12 protein-coding genes are annotated in these 17,166 nt (G+C 69.3%); 3 read left to right on the top strand and 9 right to left on the bottom strand.

Features of this window, described 5'->3' with window-relative positions; genetic code table 11:
- Positions 1-139: 139 nt before the first annotated feature.
- Complete coding sequence (locus HUO13_RS15950) at positions 140-862, top strand: MerR family transcriptional regulator (protein WP_432757841.1); 723 nt, start codon at positions 140-142, stop codon at positions 860-862.
- Positions 863-889: 27 nt separating this feature from the next.
- Here the strand turns inward: HUO13_RS15950 and HUO13_RS15945 are convergent, their stop codons facing one another.
- The 3 genes from HUO13_RS15945 to HUO13_RS15935 form a co-directional block, all read right to left on the bottom strand.
- Entirely contained in the window at positions 890-1,351 is a 462-nt protein-coding gene (locus tag HUO13_RS15945; RefSeq protein ID WP_249124881.1) for an NUDIX hydrolase, read from the bottom strand.
- 111 nt (positions 1,352-1,462) lie between these two features.
- The gene (locus HUO13_RS15940) at positions 1,463-3,385 is read right to left on the bottom strand and encodes a S9 family peptidase (RefSeq protein WP_211902114.1); all 1,923 of its coding nucleotides are present in this window, start codon (positions 3,383-3,385) and stop codon (positions 1,463-1,465) included.
- A gap of 107 nt (positions 3,386-3,492) precedes the next feature.
- The gene (locus tag HUO13_RS15935) at positions 3,493-5,115 is read right to left on the bottom strand and encodes an alpha/beta hydrolase (protein WP_249124880.1); all 1,623 of its coding nucleotides are present in this window, start codon (positions 5,113-5,115) and stop codon (positions 3,493-3,495) included.
- A gap of 455 nt (positions 5,116-5,570) precedes the next feature.
- On the opposite strand from HUO13_RS15935, the gene HUO13_RS15930 reads away from it, so the two are divergent.
- Complete coding sequence (locus HUO13_RS15930; RefSeq protein WP_211902113.1) at positions 5,571-7,028, top strand: aspartate aminotransferase family protein; 1,458 nt, start codon at positions 5,571-5,573, stop codon at positions 7,026-7,028.
- 59 nt (positions 7,029-7,087) lie between these two features.
- On the opposite strand, the gene HUO13_RS15925 is transcribed toward HUO13_RS15930, so the two are convergent.
- The 5 genes from HUO13_RS15925 to HUO13_RS15905 all read right to left on the bottom strand — a co-directional run bounded on the left by HUO13_RS15925 (position 7,088) and on the right by HUO13_RS15905 (position 14,634).
- A complete protein-coding gene (locus tag HUO13_RS15925; RefSeq protein ID WP_211902112.1) occupies positions 7,088-8,194 on the bottom strand; it encodes a mandelate racemase/muconate lactonizing enzyme family protein in 1,107 nt (368 codons plus the stop codon).
- A gap of 153 nt (positions 8,195-8,347) precedes the next feature.
- Complete coding sequence (locus HUO13_RS15920; RefSeq protein ID WP_211902111.1) at positions 8,348-10,771, bottom strand: aldehyde dehydrogenase family protein; 2,424 nt, start codon at positions 10,769-10,771, stop codon at positions 8,348-8,350.
- 144 nt (positions 10,772-10,915) lie between these two features.
- Entirely contained in the window at positions 10,916-12,004 is a 1,089-nt protein-coding gene (locus tag HUO13_RS15915; RefSeq protein ID WP_211902110.1) for a mandelate racemase/muconate lactonizing enzyme family protein, read from the bottom strand.
- Between the two features lie 83 nt (positions 12,005-12,087).
- On the bottom strand, positions 12,088-13,179 hold the full coding sequence (locus HUO13_RS15910; RefSeq protein WP_249124879.1) for an alcohol dehydrogenase family protein: 1,092 nt from the start codon (positions 13,177-13,179) through the stop codon (positions 12,088-12,090).
- 39 nt (positions 13,180-13,218) lie between these two features.
- On the bottom strand, positions 13,219-14,634 hold the full coding sequence (locus HUO13_RS15905; protein WP_211902109.1) for an LLM class flavin-dependent oxidoreductase: 1,416 nt from the start codon (positions 14,632-14,634) through the stop codon (positions 13,219-13,221).
- A gap of 388 nt (positions 14,635-15,022) precedes the next feature.
- Between HUO13_RS15905 and HUO13_RS37455 the strand changes: the two genes are divergently transcribed.
- Positions 15,023-15,796, top strand: coding sequence for an ATP-binding cassette domain-containing protein (locus tag HUO13_RS37455; RefSeq protein WP_282976652.1), 774 nt, complete (start codon positions 15,023-15,025; stop codon positions 15,794-15,796).
- Here HUO13_RS37455 and HUO13_RS15895 read toward each other — a convergent pair.
- Positions 15,693-16,907, bottom strand: coding sequence for a bifunctional 3,4-dihydroxy-2-butanone-4-phosphate synthase/GTP cyclohydrolase II (locus tag HUO13_RS15895; RefSeq protein WP_211902108.1), 1,215 nt, complete (start codon positions 16,905-16,907; stop codon positions 15,693-15,695). The genes HUO13_RS37455 and HUO13_RS15895 overlap by 104 nt on opposite strands.
- Positions 16,908-17,166: the final 259 nt, after the last annotated feature.

Here is a 17,166-nt window from a genome sequence, read left to right as displayed (position 1 = left end):
AAGGAGAAGCAGCACTTGTCACCCGAACAGACTCAGGAAACCTGATAATGAGCTGTCTCGGGCACTATCGTCGCGAGCGCCGGAAGCGGGTAGCACGCCGAGGTTGGGGGGGTGTCCGGTGGCGTGGAGTACGCGTCAGTTGGCTGAACTTGCAGGCACGACGCTGAAAACCGTCCGCCACTACCACAAGATCGGACTGCTGGAGGAACCGGAGAGAGCGGCGAACGGGTACAAGCAGTACCGGATCAGGCATCTGATCCGGCTGCTGCGGGTCCGCCGGCTCGTCGACCTGGGCGTGCCGCTGTCCGACATCGCCGCGATGGAGGAGTCGGACGAGAACGCCGAACAGGTGCTCCGCACTCTCGATGCCGAGCTGGCGGCGAGCATCGAACGTCAGCAGCGGATGCGAGAGGAACTGGCCTTGATCATCAGGTGCCGGGCCTTGGCCGACCTGCCGCCGGGTTTCGACCGGATCGATGCCGGGACCCCGGATGCCGACCGGTCGCTCCTCCTGCTCTTCTCCCGGGTCTTCGGGCCCTCGACGATGGCGGCTCTGCAGGAGGTGAACTCGGTTCCCCGCACACCGGTCGCGGCGGAGTTCGACGCTCTGCCCGCGGATGCGGGCGAGGAAACCCGGCAACAGCTGGCCGAACGCACCGTCCCCGAGATCCTCGAGCAGTACCGGGACCACCCGTCGCTGGAGGACCCGGCGGCAGAAACCACACGGGGAGAGGCGCTCACCATGTCGGTCATCGGCCAGGGGTTGGCCGAGTTGTACAACCCCGCCCAGCTCGATGTCCTGCAGCGCGTCAACGCCCTCCTCGAGGAGAACCGCAGGGCGGCGCCGGGTGATCCGGCGTAGGCGCGGACAGGCGTCGTGGTTCCGGCCTCAATGCTGAATCAGGCCACCGACCGGAACGGGAGCGACATGGCCGGTTGCCGGGACGGTCCGTCCCAGGGTGAGACCGACGTCGACCAGTGATGACCGGCGGAGGTGAGCGACGTCGGGGATCGGCGTCCACACCGGCTCGGCGGTCTCGCCGTTCGGCTCGGGCCGTAGCTCGCCGCCGGTGATCCGGACCCGGTAGAAGACACCGACGTTCTGGTGCGGAAGCGGGCCGGGCACGCGGCGCTCGGCCACGGGGATCATCCTCGAGTCCACGCCCAGCAGGCGCTCGACCGCCGCTTCGCAGCCGGTCTCCTCGGCGACCTCCCGGATCACCGCGTCGAAGGGGTCCTCCCCGTGCTCGACCCCGCCGCCCGGAAGGGTCCAGTTGCTCTCGCCGGTCGGTGATGCGCAGCGGGCGAGCAGCACCCGCCCGTCTTCGATGCACACAGCGTATGCAGCCAACCGGAAGCTCACCCCCGGACCGTATCCGAACATCCGTGATCCGAGGGAGACGACGACCTGGTTCCGCGGCGGTCCGGCGAGGCCCTTCGCCGGACCGCCGCACGCCGGCCTCTACGCCTGGGGCGCGGTGTCTCGGCGGCCACCGAGATGCTCGGCGAGGTGCTGCTCGATCGCGCGATGCAGCCTGATCTGGTTCTCAGGGTTCTCGAAGCCGTGGCCCTCGTCGTCGGCGACGAGGTACTCGACGGGCACGCCACGCGCGCGCAGGGGTTCGACGATGTTGTCGGACTCCTCCTGGACCACGCGGACGTCGTTGGCGCCCTGGGCGACCAGCAGCGGGGTGCGGATCCGGTCGACCATGGTGATGGGCGAGCGGGCCAGCATGTCGGCTTCCTGGGCCGGGTCCTCGGGGTCGCCGACGTAGCGGTACCAGCTGTTGGCCATGGCGGGCCTGGTGAACGGCGGCAGGGTGCGCATGAAGTTCGCCAGGTCCGAGATGCCCACGTAGTCCACCGCGGCGGCGAAGCGGTCCGGGGTGACCGTGACGCCGACGAGCGCCGCGTAGCCGCCGTAGGAGCCGCCGCTGATACCTATGCGGGCGGGGTCGGCGTATCCCTGCGCCACCGCCCAGTCCGCGGCGTCGATGAGGTCGTCGTGCATCTTCCCGGCGAACTCGCCGATCGCACTCGTTATGTGCCGCTTCCCGTAGCCCGAGGAGCCGCGGAAGTTCACCTGCAGCACCGCGTAGCCGCGGTTGGCGAGGAACTGCACCGTCGGGTTGTAGGCCCACGAGTCATGGTGCCACGGCCCGCCGTGCACCAGCAGCACCAACGGCAGCCCTTCCGGCTCGACGCCGACCGGCAGCGTCAGGAACGCGTGCAGCGGCAGCCCGTCGCGGGCCGGGAAGCGGACCGCCTTCATGGGGGCCAGGCCGGCCGGGTCCAGGTGCGGGCTGGACAGCAGCCGGCTCTCACCGGTGCCGTGATCGTAGAACCAGGTCGCTTTCGGTTCGCGGTCGCGGATGAAGGACGCGACCCAGCGACGCTCCGACTCGTCGGACGACACCGTGTGCAGCACACCGTCGGAAAGCTTCTCCAGTTCGGCGTAGACCTCGGCGAAGTGCGGGTCCAGCACCTCGATCCCGGGCCGGTCGCCGACGAAGCGGGCCGCGATGACCTCCCCGGTCCGCCGGCTGATGAACAGGGTCGGAGGAAGCCGGGGGTCCGCCAGACCAATGGTGCACAGACTGCTCCCCTCCACAGCCGCGACCACGGTCTCCTCGCCGGTCTCCCGGTCGATGCGGACGAGCCGCAGGTCGTCGGAGTCCTGGTAGGCGCCGACCAGCAGGCCCTTCCCGTCGGGCGTCACCACCTGCAGAGGCACCCCCAACGGGTACTCCGGGCCGCCCATCCGGCGCAGGAAGCGCTTCTCCCCGGTCCCGGGGTCGACCGCGTGGAACTCGTAGGTGCCGTCATCGGCCAGCACCGAATGGAACGCCACCTCGCCGTCGCGGCCGACCAGCATGTTGTCGCCCAGCTCGGGCTGCTCCACATGCGGTGTCGTCTCGCCGGTGGCGACGTCGATCCGGAACAGGTCGATGAACATCGGCCTGCGGTTCATCCAGACGAGCACGCTCCCGGGAACCGACTTCATCGGCTCCGCGGCGAACACGCGCGATCCCGGCGCCAGCGGTGTCAGGTCGAGCGCGGGCTCGCCAGGTGCGTCGAGGTCGACCCGGTGCAGGTGCCAGTCCTCGTTGCCGTCGGTGTCCTGCAGGTACAGCAGCCAGCGGGGGTCGTCGGTCCAGTAGTAGGTCCTGATGCCGCGCCGTGCGTCGTGCGTGACGCACACCGCGTCCTCGTGCTCCTCGTCGATCCCCCGGACCCACACGTTCGTCCGGCCGTACTTCGGCGCCAGGTAGGCGATCCTCGTCCCGTCCGGCGAGATCGACGCACCGGAGAACACCGGATCAGCGAAGAACTCCTCGACGTCGATCAACTTCGGGAGGGTGCCTCGGCTCGGTACCTCGGTCATCCAGTTCTCCAATCAAGGGTGGCAGCGTCGCATGTGGACGGTGCGCTCATCGTCGAGTGTGGATGGCGGCTCCGTCCCGGGGACGGAGCCGCCGCGCGAATCCGCGTTCAGGGTGTGTGCTGTCGCCGGTCGAGGACTTCGGCTCGCCGCTGCTGGGCATCGTGGTCGAGTGCCGGACCGGAGTTCGGCGAGGCACCGCAGAAGGTGTCCCGCGCCGGCAGCTCGCCGTCGACCAGGTAGTCCGTGGTGACGTTCAGCGCGCAGGGGTTGTCGCCGTAGACGTAGACACCGTGCCCGCTCCCATCGACGCTCACCAACCGGGACCGCTGCCCGAACTTCTCCCGGAGCATCTCTCCGCCGCGGTGCGGCGTGACCGGATCGCGCTGGTTCTGCACGACCAGGACGTTGCTCGGCCCGTCGTCGCTGATCCGCACCGGCGGCTCGGCGGGCTCCTGATGCCAGTAGGCGCAGGGCAGGATGTTGGCACTGGCCGCGCCGTACAGCGGGTACTTCTCCCGGTCTTCGGCGACGGCGCGCCGGTAGGTCTCGACATCTTCGGACCAGTCGACGTCGTTGCAGGTCACCGAGAGAAACACCGACCAGGCGTTGTCGGTCTCCGCCAGTTCCGCCCTCGGTGCCGGCGTGCCGCCGCCGGACCGCGTGCCGGCAGGCCCGTTCTCGGCCAGTTGCCGCCGGACCGCCGCCTCGTCGGAGTTGAGCAGCGACTGCCAGAGCTGCGCCGTCTTCCCGTAGCTCACCTCCTTGTAGAGCCCCGCGAAGGTGGCCAACCGGAAGATGGGACCGTCGACTCCGGCCACCGGAGTCCCATCGAGTCGCTCGGCGAGCGCGAAGTAGGTGCTCCGCACCTCCTCCGGCGAGCGCCCCAAGCCGTAGCCGCCGTGTCGCGCCGCGGCCCATTTCGCGAAGTCCGGGAACGTCTGCTCGGCCCCCATGCCGAACCTGCGCATTCCGTCGCGATCGAGGAAGGTGTCGCCGACGTTGCTGTCGAGCACGACCCGGTCGGAGCGCTCCGGGAACATCGAGGCGTACGCGGCACCCAACGCCGTCCCATAGGACAAGCCGAAGTAGTTGACCTTCTCCTCGCCGAGCGCGGCCCGGATCCGGTCCAGGTCCCGAGCCATGTTCGCAGTCGACAGGTGGCGCATCCGCCCGTCGCGATCGTTGGCAGCGCACTGGTCGGCGACCGCCTTGGCCCTCCTGGCCTGCTCGGCGAACGCCGCGTCGTCGGCCGCGTACGGCGGGATGTTGCCGAAATAGTCCTGACCGGCGGTGAAACCGCAGCTCACGGGCGACGAATGCCCGACGCCGCGGGTGTCCATGCCGATCAGGTCGTAGCTGTCCAGGACGCTGGCCGGCGCGCCCAGGGAAACCAGGTCCGCCGGCTGCGACAACCCGGATCCGCCCGGACCACCCGGATTGAGCAGCAACACCCCGCGCCGCTCGCTCTGATTCTTGCTTGCCAGCCGGGACACCATGATCTCGATCCGGGTGCCCTCGGAATGCGCGTAATCCAGGGGCACCGGCACGGTGGCGCACTGCAACTCGGGCGCGTCGTCCGCGACATCCGCGGGGCAGGCGCCCCACTGCACTTGCATCGCAGGCTCGTTGCTCCGGTCGTCGGCCACGGCCGGCGCCCCCGCCAACGAACCGGCCAGGCCGATCACGACCACCAGAGCCGAACTTCGGCCCGCGCTACGACTTCGATCCACTTCCGGTCCTCCCGGCTACTGGTCTCCCCCATTGCTCCTGGCCACCCACTCCACTCCATGCCCTTGGGGCATGGTCAAGGGCGCCAGGTGACCGGTCCGCGAGGCCACCGCGGATGTGAGCCGATGTGCAGGCGGCGCAGCCCCGTTCGGCCGCGTTCGCACAGGTCGTCGACGAACCGGCCGCCAGTCCTCTCCCCAGCCGGACGTGGTCGGCGAACAGGCAGTCGAGTACGCCACCACCGGGCGGCATTCGTGCTGGTAAGCGGCACTGGAACGAGCCAATGCGGTCAGCGACGGGAGGTCGTCGCCGAGATCGTCGTAAACGGACGTTAACTCTCCGGCCGAGTCGGGTAACCGTGCGGAGACGACACGCCCGCGAGTCGTGTGTGGGGGCAACGCCAGCGGGACCGAGGTGCGTGTACCGAACGACGGCGCGCCCACCCTCGGAGGTCACCGTGTCCATCACCCAGCAGCCGAGTCCCGCGCACCCGAAGCTGCTCAGCGTCGACGAGGCGACGTGGCTCGGTCAGGACGCGGTCGCCGAGATCTACCGGCAGCACATCAGCCCGGGCCAGTGGACGGCGTTCGGGCTGCTGGGATTCGACCGGATCGCCATCGACCACGCCGAGGACGTGTACTACGTGGACCGGTCGGGCCGCCGCATCCTCGACTTCTTCGGCGGGTTCGGCGCGATGGCACTCGGGCACAACCATCCGCGCGTGTTGGCGGTCCGCAGGCGCTTCCAGGAGCAGCAGCGCCACGAGCTCGCGCTGGCCCTGCCGTCGCAGTACGTCGCCGCCCTGTCGCGCAACCTCGCCACGCTGGCGCCGGAGGGCCTGGACCGCGTGATGCTCTACTGCACCGGTTCGGAGGCGGTGGAGGCCGCGCTCAAGCTCGCCGAGCGGGCACAGGGTCCGCGCCGCGCCAATGTGGCATACGCGCGCAACTCCCTCCACGGCAAGACGATCGGCGCGTTGTCGGTCACCGACTCGGAGTTCTACCGGGGACACTTCGAAGTCCTGCCGCGCCGCCAGGCCGTGCCCTTCGGCGATGCCGCGGCGCTGGAGGACCTGCTGCGCCGCGACCGCGGCATCGGCGTGCTGATCCTGGAAACCGTGCAGGGCGGCGCCGGAGTCGTGCTGCCGCCGCCGGGCTACCTGGAACAGGTGCGGCGGCTGTGCGACCGCTACGGGGTGCTGTGGATCGCCGACGAAGTACAGTGCGGTGTCGGCAGAACAGGCCGGTTCTTCGCCTTCGAGCACGCCGGGGTCACTCCCGACATCGTCACGCTGGCCAAGGCCCTCGGCGGCGGCAAGACGGCGATCTCGGCCGTGCTCGCGGGCCACGAGATCCACGAACGCGCGTACGGCGGTGCCCGCAACGCGCTCGTGCACGGGCCGGCGACCTTCAGCGGCATGGGCGAAGCCTGCTGCACGGCGATCGAAACACTGCACGTCCTGCACGACGAGAACCTGCTGGCCAACGCCGCTGAGCAGGGCGAGCACCTGATCAGCGGCCTGCACCGGCTGCACCGCCGCCACCCGAAGCTGATCCGCGACGTCCGGGGCAGCGGGCTGATGGCCGCCGTCGAGTTCGCCGACCTCAGCGGATGCCTGCCGGGACTGACCGGACGCGTGGCGGGGGTGTTCGACCGGCCGCTGCGGGGCAGCGTGGCGATGCTCGCCGGCAGCCAGCTGCTCTCGGAGTCCGGCATCCTCGTGGCCTTCACCGACTACAACCGCAACGTCGTGCGCCTGGAACCGCCGCTGACCATCGGCCCGCAGCACGTCGACATGCTGGTGGAAGGCTTCGACGCCCTGCTGTCACAAGGTCTCAAGGGCCTGGCCACCGGATACCTCCACCGCCGGTACCGGTCGCAGATCACCCAGTCGACTCGAGCCGGCATCCCGTAGTGGCTCAGCGCGACGTAGCCGCCGTGGGCCGGGCGCGGCTTCACCCGCGCCCGGGCCCGTCAACCGCCGTAGGTGGCGAGGCGCTCCAGGAGGTCCGCGTCGGGGCGGACACCCAGTCCTGGACCCTGCGGGACCGCGATGTGCCCGTCCTTCACCACGACCGGGTTGACAGGGTCGTAGTGGCCTTCGAGGTGCTCCTGCGCGATCCAGACACCCTCCAGCAGACGCGGATCGACGGTCGCACCCAGGTGGACACAGGCCGCGGCGATGACGTCGCCACCCCACGCGTCGTCGCAGGTGTGAGGCAGCGAGCGCAACGCGCACAGATCGCGGGCGAGCGCGGCCTTCGTCAGGCCGCCCAACCGGGTCACCTTGAAGGAGAACCCGTCGGCGATCCCGGAACCGATGGCCCGCAGCACGGTGTTCACGTCCACGGTGTTCTCATCCAACAGGACCGGGTGGTGCAGGCGACCGCGAAGCAACTCCATCTCCTCGATGGTGTTGCAGGGCTGCTCGAGCACGAACGGAACCTCGGCGCACAGCCGGTCGAACTGCAGCGCGTGCGCCACCGTCATCGCCCGGTTCGCATCGATGCTGATGCGCGCGCGGTGGCCGATCGCCTCCCACACCTTGCGGACCGTCTCGACGTCCTCGGCGAGATCACGACCGGCGACCTTGACCTGAATGCGGCGATAGCCGCTGCGCACCTTCTCCGCTGCGACCCGGGCGCTCTCGTCGGGCTCTCCGACGGTGACCGAGTAGTACGACGGCACGCTGTCGACCACCGCCCCACCCAGCAGCGTCGAGACCGGCACTCCGAGCCGTTGCCCGATGACGTCGAGCACCGCGATGTCGACGGCGGCCTTGACGTACTCGTGGCCGGTGAGCAGGCCGTCCATCCGGCGGGCCACGGCACGGGTCGATGAGGTGTCGGTGCCGATCAGGCCCGGGCCCATCTCCTCCAGGCCCGCCCGCGCGCCGAGTGCGTGGTGGGGCTGGTAAACCGGCCCGATCGGGCAGGTCTCGCCCCACCCCGACAGGCCGTCGTCGGTCGTCACCTCGACCAGCGTGCTGTCCAGCGCCTCGACCGACGTGTGCGACATCCGGTACACACCGTCGACGACTGGCAGTCGAGCCTGGTAGACGTGGATCCGGTCGATCCTCATGGGAGCCTTCCCCTCTCACACAGCAATGTGGACGGAGCCCGAACACGTGCCTCGTGGCCGGCTTGGCACAGCGGACTTGTGCCGGAGGCAGGGCGGTGCGGCCGGGGCTCGTCAAGCGAGGACAGCCCCGGCCGGCGACCGAAGTGGACGCGGTCAGCGCCCGTGGTTGTGCATCACGTGCTTGGTGCGGGAGTAGTCGTCAAGCGCGTAGATCGACAGGTCCCGGCCGTAGCCGGAGCCCTTGAACCCGCCCCACGGAACCTCGTTGGACAGCACCAGGTGGGAGTTGACCCAGACGGTGCCGAAGTCGAGCTTGCCCGCCACCGCGTGGCTGCGCCGGGCGTTCTCGGTCCACACCGAGGCAGCCAGGCCGTACTGCGTGCTGTTGGCCCGCCGCACGACCTCCTCCTCGTCCCGGAACGTCTCGACGGTCACGACCGGGCCGAAGATCTCCTCCCGGGCCACCTCGGCGCCCTCCGGGACGTCCACGAGCACGGTCGGTGGCACGAAGTAGCCGGCACCCGCCGACGGTGCCCCGCCGATCGCGGACCGGATTCCCTGCTGAGCGGCACGCTGCAGGTAGCCGGTGACCCGGTCGTAGTGCGCCTTGGACACCAGCGGCCCGATCTCGACGTCCTCGCCCGCACCGGGTTCGCCGACGACGAGGGTGCCGACCTCGCGCACCAGGTGCTCGACGAACGCCTCGGCCACCGACTCGTGCACCAGCACACGACACCCAGCCCCGCACTCCTGGCCGGAGTTCCAGTACCCGGCGGCGCGCAGCGACTCCGCCGCTTCCGCGAGGTTCGCGTCCTCGAACAGGATGACCGGCGCCTTGCCCCCGAGTTCGAGGTGCACCCGCTTGAGAGACTCCGCGGCCCCCCGGGCGACGGCGCGTCCGCTGTTCACCGACCCGGTGAGCGCGATCATCGCGATGTCCGGGTGGTCCGACAGCCGGCCGCCCACCTCGGGGCCGTAGCCGGTGACCACGTTCACCACGCCTGCCGGAAGCAGGTCCGCGGTGAGCTCGGCGAACCGCAGCGTCGTCAGCGGGGTCTGCTCAGAGGGCTTGATCACCAGGCTGTTGCCCGCCGCCAGGATCGGCGCGATCTTCCAGGCGGCCATCATCAGCGGGTAGTTCCACGGCGTGACCACCCCGACGACGCCGAGGGGCTCGCGGAGGATGACCGAGAGGTGGTCCTCGACGTAGTTTCCGGCGCCCTGGGTGGTGAAACCGCGCAGCGCACCGGCCATGTACCGGAAGGTGTCGACGGTTCCGGCGATGTCGTCGCGGGAGACCATCAGCGGCTTGCCGGTGTTGACCGACTCCAGGACCGCGAGGTCCTCGCCGTGCTCCTCGATCCGGTCCGCGATGCGGTGCAGGATCTCCGAGCGTTCCTTGGGCACCTTGGCCGCCCACTCCCCCTGCGCGCGCCGCGCCGCGGCGACGGCGCGGTTGACATCCGCGGCGGACCCCTCGACCACCGAGGTGAACGAGGTCTCCGTGCAGGGGTCGACGACGTCGATCGTGCGGGCGGAGGTGCCATCGCTGGACCGGCCGTCGATGAAGTGCCCGTGTGCCGGCAGCAGCCGCGGCTCGAGCAGCGACCGCCCGCCACGCCGGACGTCCTGTCCGCCCACGGCGGCCGGAATGTTCGGGGTGGACGTCCTGGTGGCGCCCGCACCCACCGTGGCACCGGCCGCACGCAGCAGCTCGGCGAAACGGGCCCGGTTCGCGGGATCCAGCGGCTGGACCGGGCGGCGGGGCGGCCCGGCCTCGACCCCGACGAGCTCCAGACCGGCCTTGATCGCCGCCACGTAGTTGACGGTGTCCAGGAACTCGCAGATCGGGAACAGGCCGGCCCAGATCGCACGTCCCCTGGCGAGGTCCCCCCGGACCACGACGGCGTCGTACAGGTCCGCGCTCTGGCGGGGCAGGACGCTGGCCAGCCCCCACACCGAGGCGGGCGAGCCGGCGGCGAACGCCGACATGGTCAGGCTGTCCCAGCCGTTCAGGGCAGCGGACACCTCGGGATGCTGGTGCAGGTGCGTGAACGCGGTGAAGTCACCGCCGGAGTCCTTGACCGAGGTGACCCCGGTGCGGCGGACGAGGTCGACGAGCTGGTCACCGCTCAGCTCGACGCCGGTCAGAGCGGGCATGTGGTAGTACATCACCGGGACGTCGACGGCCTCGACAACCGCCCGCAGGTGCGCGACCAGCTCCTCGAAGGACGGCCGCTCATAGTAGGGCGGAGCGACCATCACGCTCGTGGCGCCCGCCTTGGCGGCGTGCGCGCTGAGCTCGATGGTCTCCGCCGTCGTCAGGGCACCGGTTCCGGCGATCACGGGGACTCGGCCGCCTGCGGCCGCCACGAACGCCTCGGTGGAGAACTTCCGCTCGTCGAGGCTCAGCGCCGTGAACTCGCCCGTGCTCCCGCCCACGACGAGGCCGTGGGCGTTGCCGTCGATGATGTGTCGGGTCACGCGGTCGATGCCGAGCCGGTCGACGGTGGATCCGTCGAGGCTCAGCGGCGTGGGAACGGCCGCGAAGACCCCGGAGAACGAGGTGGTGGGCATGGGTCTCCCATCGTTGTTCGGCTCTGTGGGCAGGTTCGGCGTGGCAGCCTCGTCGTGCGCCAGGAGAGCTCTGAGTCCCCGGCGCAGGGCGGGAAGTGGCGAGTTCGTCAGGCGCAGGGGTTCCGCTCCAGTTCGTTCACCTCTCTAGTCACCCCAAGTCATCACCGGGTCGCCGAGAACCGCCTCGTCGACCGCGATTCCCAGCCCAGGTGAGCTGCCGGGCAGAATTCCGTCCCCGGTGACCAGGCGGTCGAATTCCGCGGTCTTCAGCGCGACCATGTCCTCGCAGTTCAGAACGCACCGGAGCAGCCGCGCGGGAACGGTCGCACCCAGGTGGACGATCGCGGCGAAAGCGATGGACGATCCGACTGTGTCCTGCACGCTGACGGTGAGTCCGGCGGCCCGGCAGATGTCCCGGTGGCGGCGTCCCGGGGTCAGCCCGCCGGCTTTGGAGATCTTCAGTCCGATCCCGTCGGCCACGTCCCCAGCCACGGCGAACGCGATGTCCCCGTCGAGTTGGGCGAGTTCGTCGATCACGATGGGATACCGACACCTGCCGCGAAGCGACATCGTCTCGCGCCAAGTCGCACAGGGCGCTTCGAGAACGAAGTCCAGCCCGTTCGGCAGCATCTGGATCATGCGCAGAGCCGTCTCCGGAAGCAGCCCGCCGTTGGCGTCGACGACGAAGAACTCACCTGGGCGCCGGTCAGCCAGGCAGGCGGTGATGCGTTCGGCGTCGAGTGCCGGTCCACCTTCGCTGTCGAGGGCGCCGATCTTGATCGAGTGACCGCAGTAGCCCTTGGCCCGGTGTTCGGCCACTCGTGAACGCATCTCTTCCGGATCGCCCGCGTGGATCGAGGAGATCATGGGCATGGGAATGCCCGTGGAGCCACCGAGAAGCTCGCACACCGGGAGGTCCACCGACTTGCCGAACGCGTCCCAGCACGCGATGTCGAGAGGGGTCTTGGCATGGTTGTGACCGGCCAGGGTGCTGTCCATCGCGTCGGTGATCCTGTCGGCCTGACGGGGGTCCAGCCCCAGAAGCGCCGGGGCCAGCTCTGCGATGCCTGCTCGGGCGCCCGCGGGGTGCGCGGCGATGTAGGTCGACCCGAACGGCGTGCTCTCGCCCCAGCCTTCGGTGCCGTCGTCGCAGGTGATGCGGACGATGGATGCCTCGAACGACTCGTAGGTCCGGCCGCCGGAGAGCCGGTAGACCCCACCCGCGTAAGGCAATTCGGCACTGTAGAGATCAATGCGCGAAATCTTCATGCTTCCTCCTGCATTGGCGGCCGACGGATGTCATTCGTGTTCACGACTCAGGAGGCAGGCGGCGGGATGAGCACCAGCTTTCCCAGGTGCTTCTTCCGGAGGAAGTCCTCCTGCGCGCGGCCGATCTCTTCCAGGGGGTACGTGCGGGAGACGACCGGTCGCACTTCGTCCCGTTCGATGTACTCGATGAGGTTCTCGAACACTTCATCTTCCTGGAACGTGCAGCCGAGCACCGAAAGGTCCTTGAGGTACAGCGTGCGCAGGTCGATCTCCGCGACGGGCCCTGCGATGGCACCCGAGATCGCGTATCGGCCACCTCGGCGCAACAGGTCCAGCAACTGCGAGCTCTGAGGGCCGCCGACGAGATCGATCACCACGTCGACGGACCCTTCTCCGAGGGAGCTGATCAGGTCCGCGCCGCGATCAACGGTCCGATCAGCGCCCTGCGCCGCGACATCGCCGGCCTTCTCGGCCGAGCACACCGCGATGACCGTCGCACCGCGCCGTTTCGCGAGCTGGACGGCAGCGAGTCCGACTCCGCCGGAGGCGCCTGTGACGAGCACCCGCTCCGCCCCCACGGCGGCCCGGTGCATCATGTTCTCCGCCGTCGAGTAGGCGCACGGCACCGCCGCGAGTTCCTCGTCGCTCCAGTCGCAACGAACGGCATGCGCCTCCTGTGAGGGCGCGACCGCGAACTGCGCGAACCCACCGTCGCATTCGCTGCCGAAGGTCCAGCACTCGAACGGCCGGTAGCCGACCGGCGTGCGCAACATGTTCCGCACGAGCACCCGTTCGCCGACGCGATCGCGCGAGACCCCCTCGCCCACGTCGACGACACGACCGCAGACGTCGGCACCCTGGATGCGCGGGAACTCGAGAGCGGCACCCGACCAAGTGGCATCCACGTCGTCGACGGCCTCGAACCCGGCCGCCCCTCCTTGACCGGTGTCAGCGGTGATGGCTTTCGAGTACCACCCGATCCGCGTGTTCACGTCGGTGTTGTTGATTCCGGCGGCAGCGACCTGGACCAGCACCTCCCCGCGCTTCGGGTGAGGAACCCGCACGTCCGTCCGGTACTCGAGTCTTTCCAGTCCGCCATGTCCGGTGAGCAGAACGGCGGCCATCGTGCTGGGCAACAAGATCTCGGTTCCCTCCGCTCTTTCCCGCGCAGCCGGTGATCAGGCGAGCGCACTCGCCGCGGGCTGAGCGGCGTCGTCGGGCAGGCCGCGCAGCGCGGAGGCGGGGTGGTCGGGACGGGTCAGGTTCTGGCCCGCGCCGAACAGCTTTTCCCGCAGGGTGACGGCGCTGCGGTCGTAGTCCTCGTTGACGAGCTCCTGGCGGCGAAGCTCGGGCAGCGCGAGGTCGATGAACTCGACCCAGCTCGCCGGCTTGCTGGTGTAGCTGAGGTTGAAGCCGTCGATGTCGGCGACCTCCTGCCAGCGGCGCAGCTCGGCTGCCACGGTCTGCGGCGACCCGACGACGACCGCACCGGTGCCGCCGATGCCAAGGAACTCGGCGATCTGGCGCGGAGTCCAGGTCCGGCTCGGGTCGGCCTTGGAGAACATCTCGATGAGCGACCGCGAGGCGTCGGTCTCGACGTAGCGCAGCGGCATGTCCGGGTCGTAGCTGGAAAGATCGATGCCGGTCCAGCCGGCGAACCGCGCCAGCGCCCCCTCGTAGCTGACCGACCGCAGGTAGGCCTCGTACTTCTCCTGCGCCTGCTCGTCGGTCGGGGCGACGACCACGGTGATCAACGCGGTGATCAAGACGCTGCGCGGGTCACGGCCCGCATCCGCGGCGGCCTTGCGTACCTTGTCCACGCTGCGCCGGGTCAGCTCGGGGGTCATCGTGTTGATGAACACCGCCTCGGCATGCGTTCCCGCGAAAGCGACCCCTCGCGACGAGGCACCCGCCTGGAACAGCACCGGGGTGCGCTGCGGCGAGGGCTCGCAGAGGTGGAACCCCGGGACCTGGAAGTACTCCCCCTGGTGGTTGATCGGGCGGATGCGGCCGGGCTCGGCATAGGTCGCCGAGTCGCGGTCCAGGACGACCGCGTCGTCCTGCCAGGAGTACTCCCACAGGCCGTAGCAGACCTGCATGTACTCCTCGGCCATGTCGTAGCGCCGGTCGTGGGGGATCTGCTTGCCCAGACCGAGGTTGCGCGCGGCCGACTCCGAGTAGGACGTCACGATGTTCCACCCGACCCGGCCACCGGTCAGGTGGTCCAGGGTGCTGAACTTCCGCGCCAGCGAGTACGGCTGCTCGTAGGTCAGCGAGCTGGTGACCCCGAAGCCCAGGTGCTCGGTGACCGCGGCCATCCCCGACACCAGCAAAGCCGGGTCGTTGATCGGGAACTGCGCGGCGTCGCGGATCGCGGCGTCCGGCCCTCCCGCGTAGACGTCGTGGTAGCCGACGGTGTCGGCGAGGAAGATCCCGTCGAAGCACGCCTGCTCCAGCAGCTTCGCCGTCTCGGTCCAGTAGCCCAGTTCCGCGTAGCGGTACCCCTGGTCGTCCCCGTTGCGCCAGGAACCGGCGGTCAGGTGCGCCGGCGCCTGAACATCGAACGCGAACAGCTTGAACGGACGGTCGCTCATCGCGCCTCCCTGGTGAGGACCCGGCCTGCAGAACGGATCGAGGCCAAACGGTCTGAATGAACAGATTGTTCAATAAGTGAACGCGATGATTGTGTCTCTGGTTACCCGGCACGTCAAGGGGGTGGCCGTGGAGAACCCTCGCCTGGCCTACGCAATCTCGCGAGCCTGGGCCATCCCAAGGCACTTCGCTGCCCAGGGCGACGAGGACGCGTTGACAGGCTGATACCGCGGCCGCAGTATTTCGGACTACATCTCCACTAAGTGAACGCAGTCACAAGCAGTCCTGCGCCTCGTCCGCCCCAGGAGCACGCGGACCGGCCCCGGTGCGGCCCGCCTTCCCGCCGACGACGGCCACGAGGCGGCCGCGCCCGAACCAGCACGGTTCGGCATGACCGCGCACATCGCGGATCCATCGCTGTCATCTCGATCCATCAGCCATGAACGGCCGAGATGGTGGCGAGCAACGACGATCGGAGAAGGAAGCGTGTCCGAGATACGCGTCGAGAGTTTGCACAAGATCTTCGGGCCGAATCCCGAAGACGCCACCCGAAGGCCGCGAAATGGTTCGATCACGACGGAGGACTTGCGGTCGGAAGGCGTGACCGCCGCTGTGATCGATGCGAGCTCCGAGGTGCGGCAGGGCGAGACCTTCGTGGTCATGGGCCTCTCCGGCTCCGGCAAGTCCACATTGATCCGGATGCTCAACGGACTGCTCAGTCCGACCTCGGGCCACGTCCACTTGGACGGCCGCGACATCACCGCGATGTCCCGCAAGGAACTCCGGCTGGTCCGGCAGCGGTTCATGAGCATGGTGTTCCAGCATTTCGCGCTGCTGCCGCACCGCACGGTGCTCGACAACGCGGCGTACGCGCTTGCGGTGCAGGAGCTCCCCACGGTCGAGCGGCTGGAAAAGGCACCGGCGTCGCGGGCGAGACAGCGGGCTTTGAGCGCAGGAGACGCCCCTGCGCAGGCCGGCGCCTACGCAGGGGCGGACCCTTCCGCACTGGCTCGATCCCGGTCCTCGCCCGCGCGATCGAACCAACCCCCCGCGCGGAGGGTCAGGCGAGCTGCTGGAGCAGATGTCCCATGCGATCGCGCTTGGCGGCCAGGTAGTGGGTGTTGTGCTCGTTCGGCTCGGCCTCCAGCGGGAGGCGCTCGCTGATGGCGATCCCGCACTCGGTGAGCGCGCGGCACTTGTCCGGGTTGTTGGTCATCAGGCGCACCGAGGTGATGCCGAGCCCGGCGAGGATGCGGGCCGCGGGGATGTAGTCGCGGCTGTCGACCGGCAGCCCGAGCGCCCGGTTCGCCTCGATGGTGTCCATGCCCTGGTACTGCTGGAGCTGGTAGGCGCGGAGCTTGTGCCCGAGGCCGATTCCTCGTCCTTCGTGGCCCCGCATGTACACGACGACTCCCCGGCCGACGGCGGCGATGGTTTCCATGGCCATGCGCAGCTGCGCACCGCAGTCGCAGCGCAGCGATCCGATGAGGTCGCCGGTGAGGCACTCGCTGTGCAGCCGGACGAGAACGTCGTCGGCACCCTCGATGTCGCCCATCGCCAGCGCGAGGTGTTCGACGCCGTCGGGCTCGGACTGGTAGGTGATCGCCTGGAAGGCTCCGAGATCGGTGGGGATCGTGGCCTGACCGGTTCGCCGGACGTCGCCACCGTGCTCGCGCATCCACTCGACGAGCGCGGCGATCGAGATCATCGGGATGTCGTGCCGCGCGGCAAGGCCGTCCAGCTCCGGGCGGCGCATCATGTGCCGCCGGTCGGGGGTCACGATCTCGCACAGCAGTGCGGCTCCGCTCAACCCGGCCATGCGGCACAGGTCCACGCCCGCCTCGGTGTGCCCGGTGCGGCGCAGGACCCCTCCGCGCTTGGCCCGCAGGGGCATGACGTGGCCGGGGCGGGCCAGGTCGGCGGGCCTGAGCCGCGGGTCGGCGAGCGCGCGGATGGTCTTCGCGCGGTCTCCCGCACTGATGCCCGTGGTCGTGCCGTGCCGGTAGTCGACGCTGACCAGGAAGGCGGTGCCCTGGCTCTCGGTGTTGGCCGCGACCATCAGGTCCAGCTCGAGGGCGTCGGCGCGGTCCTCGTCGATGGCCACGCACAGGAAGCCCGAGGTGTGTTCGAGGAAGAACGCGACGTCGTCGGTGGTCGCATGCTCGGCGGCCATGATCAGGTCGCCTTCGTTCTCCCGGTCCTCGTCGTCGACGACGAGGACTTTCCCGCCGGCCGAGAGCGCGGCGACGGCTTCAGCAATGCTCGACGAGGGCATCGGTCTCTCCTGCACACGTGTATCGCGCGGGGCTGAGCGCTCAGCACGTCGCGGTGTGAGACCGGGCCTTCGCACTCGATGTCTCTACCCACACGACGTACGCATCCAACCTCGGCGTTCAGAATACGAACGTTACGTTCATCGAGGATGACATTCGGGTAGACCGCCGTCAAGAAGAGTCCGCAGCACTCGCAAAACCATGCCTGAGACGGCGCTTGACGCGCCTGGCGATCGGGGTCACAATATCGGCGTCGCGTTC

The sequence above is a fragment of the Saccharopolyspora erythraea genome (assembly GCF_018141105.1).
Taxonomy (GTDB): Bacteria; Actinomycetota; Actinomycetes; order Mycobacteriales; family Pseudonocardiaceae; genus Saccharopolyspora_D; species Saccharopolyspora_D erythraea_A.
The sequence above is the reverse complement of the archived record's forward strand: the minus strand, read 5'-3'. Positions and strand labels throughout refer to the sequence as shown.

Excerpts from the sequence above, each read along its gene's own strand:
- HUO13_RS15940 (WP_211902114.1), bottom strand. The coding sequence starts at position 3,385 with ATGACCGAGGTACCGAGCCGAGGCACCCTCCCGAAGTTGATCGACGTC.
- HUO13_RS15925 (WP_211902112.1), bottom strand. The coding sequence starts at position 8,194 with ATGAGGATCGACCGGATCCACGTCTACCAGGCTCGACTGCCAGTCGTC.
- HUO13_RS15920 (WP_211902111.1), bottom strand. The coding sequence starts at position 10,771 with ATGCCCACCACCTCGTTCTCCGGGGTCTTCGCGGCCGTTCCCACGCCG.
- HUO13_RS15905 (WP_211902109.1), bottom strand. The coding sequence starts at position 14,634 with ATGAGCGACCGTCCGTTCAAGCTGTTCGCGTTCGATGTTCAGGCGCCG.
- HUO13_RS37455 (WP_282976652.1), top strand. The coding sequence starts at position 15,023 with ATGACCGCGCACATCGCGGATCCATCGCTGTCATCTCGATCCATCAGC.
- HUO13_RS15895 (WP_211902108.1), bottom strand. The coding sequence starts at position 16,907 with ATGCCCTCGTCGAGCATTGCTGAAGCCGTCGCCGCGCTCTCGGCCGGC.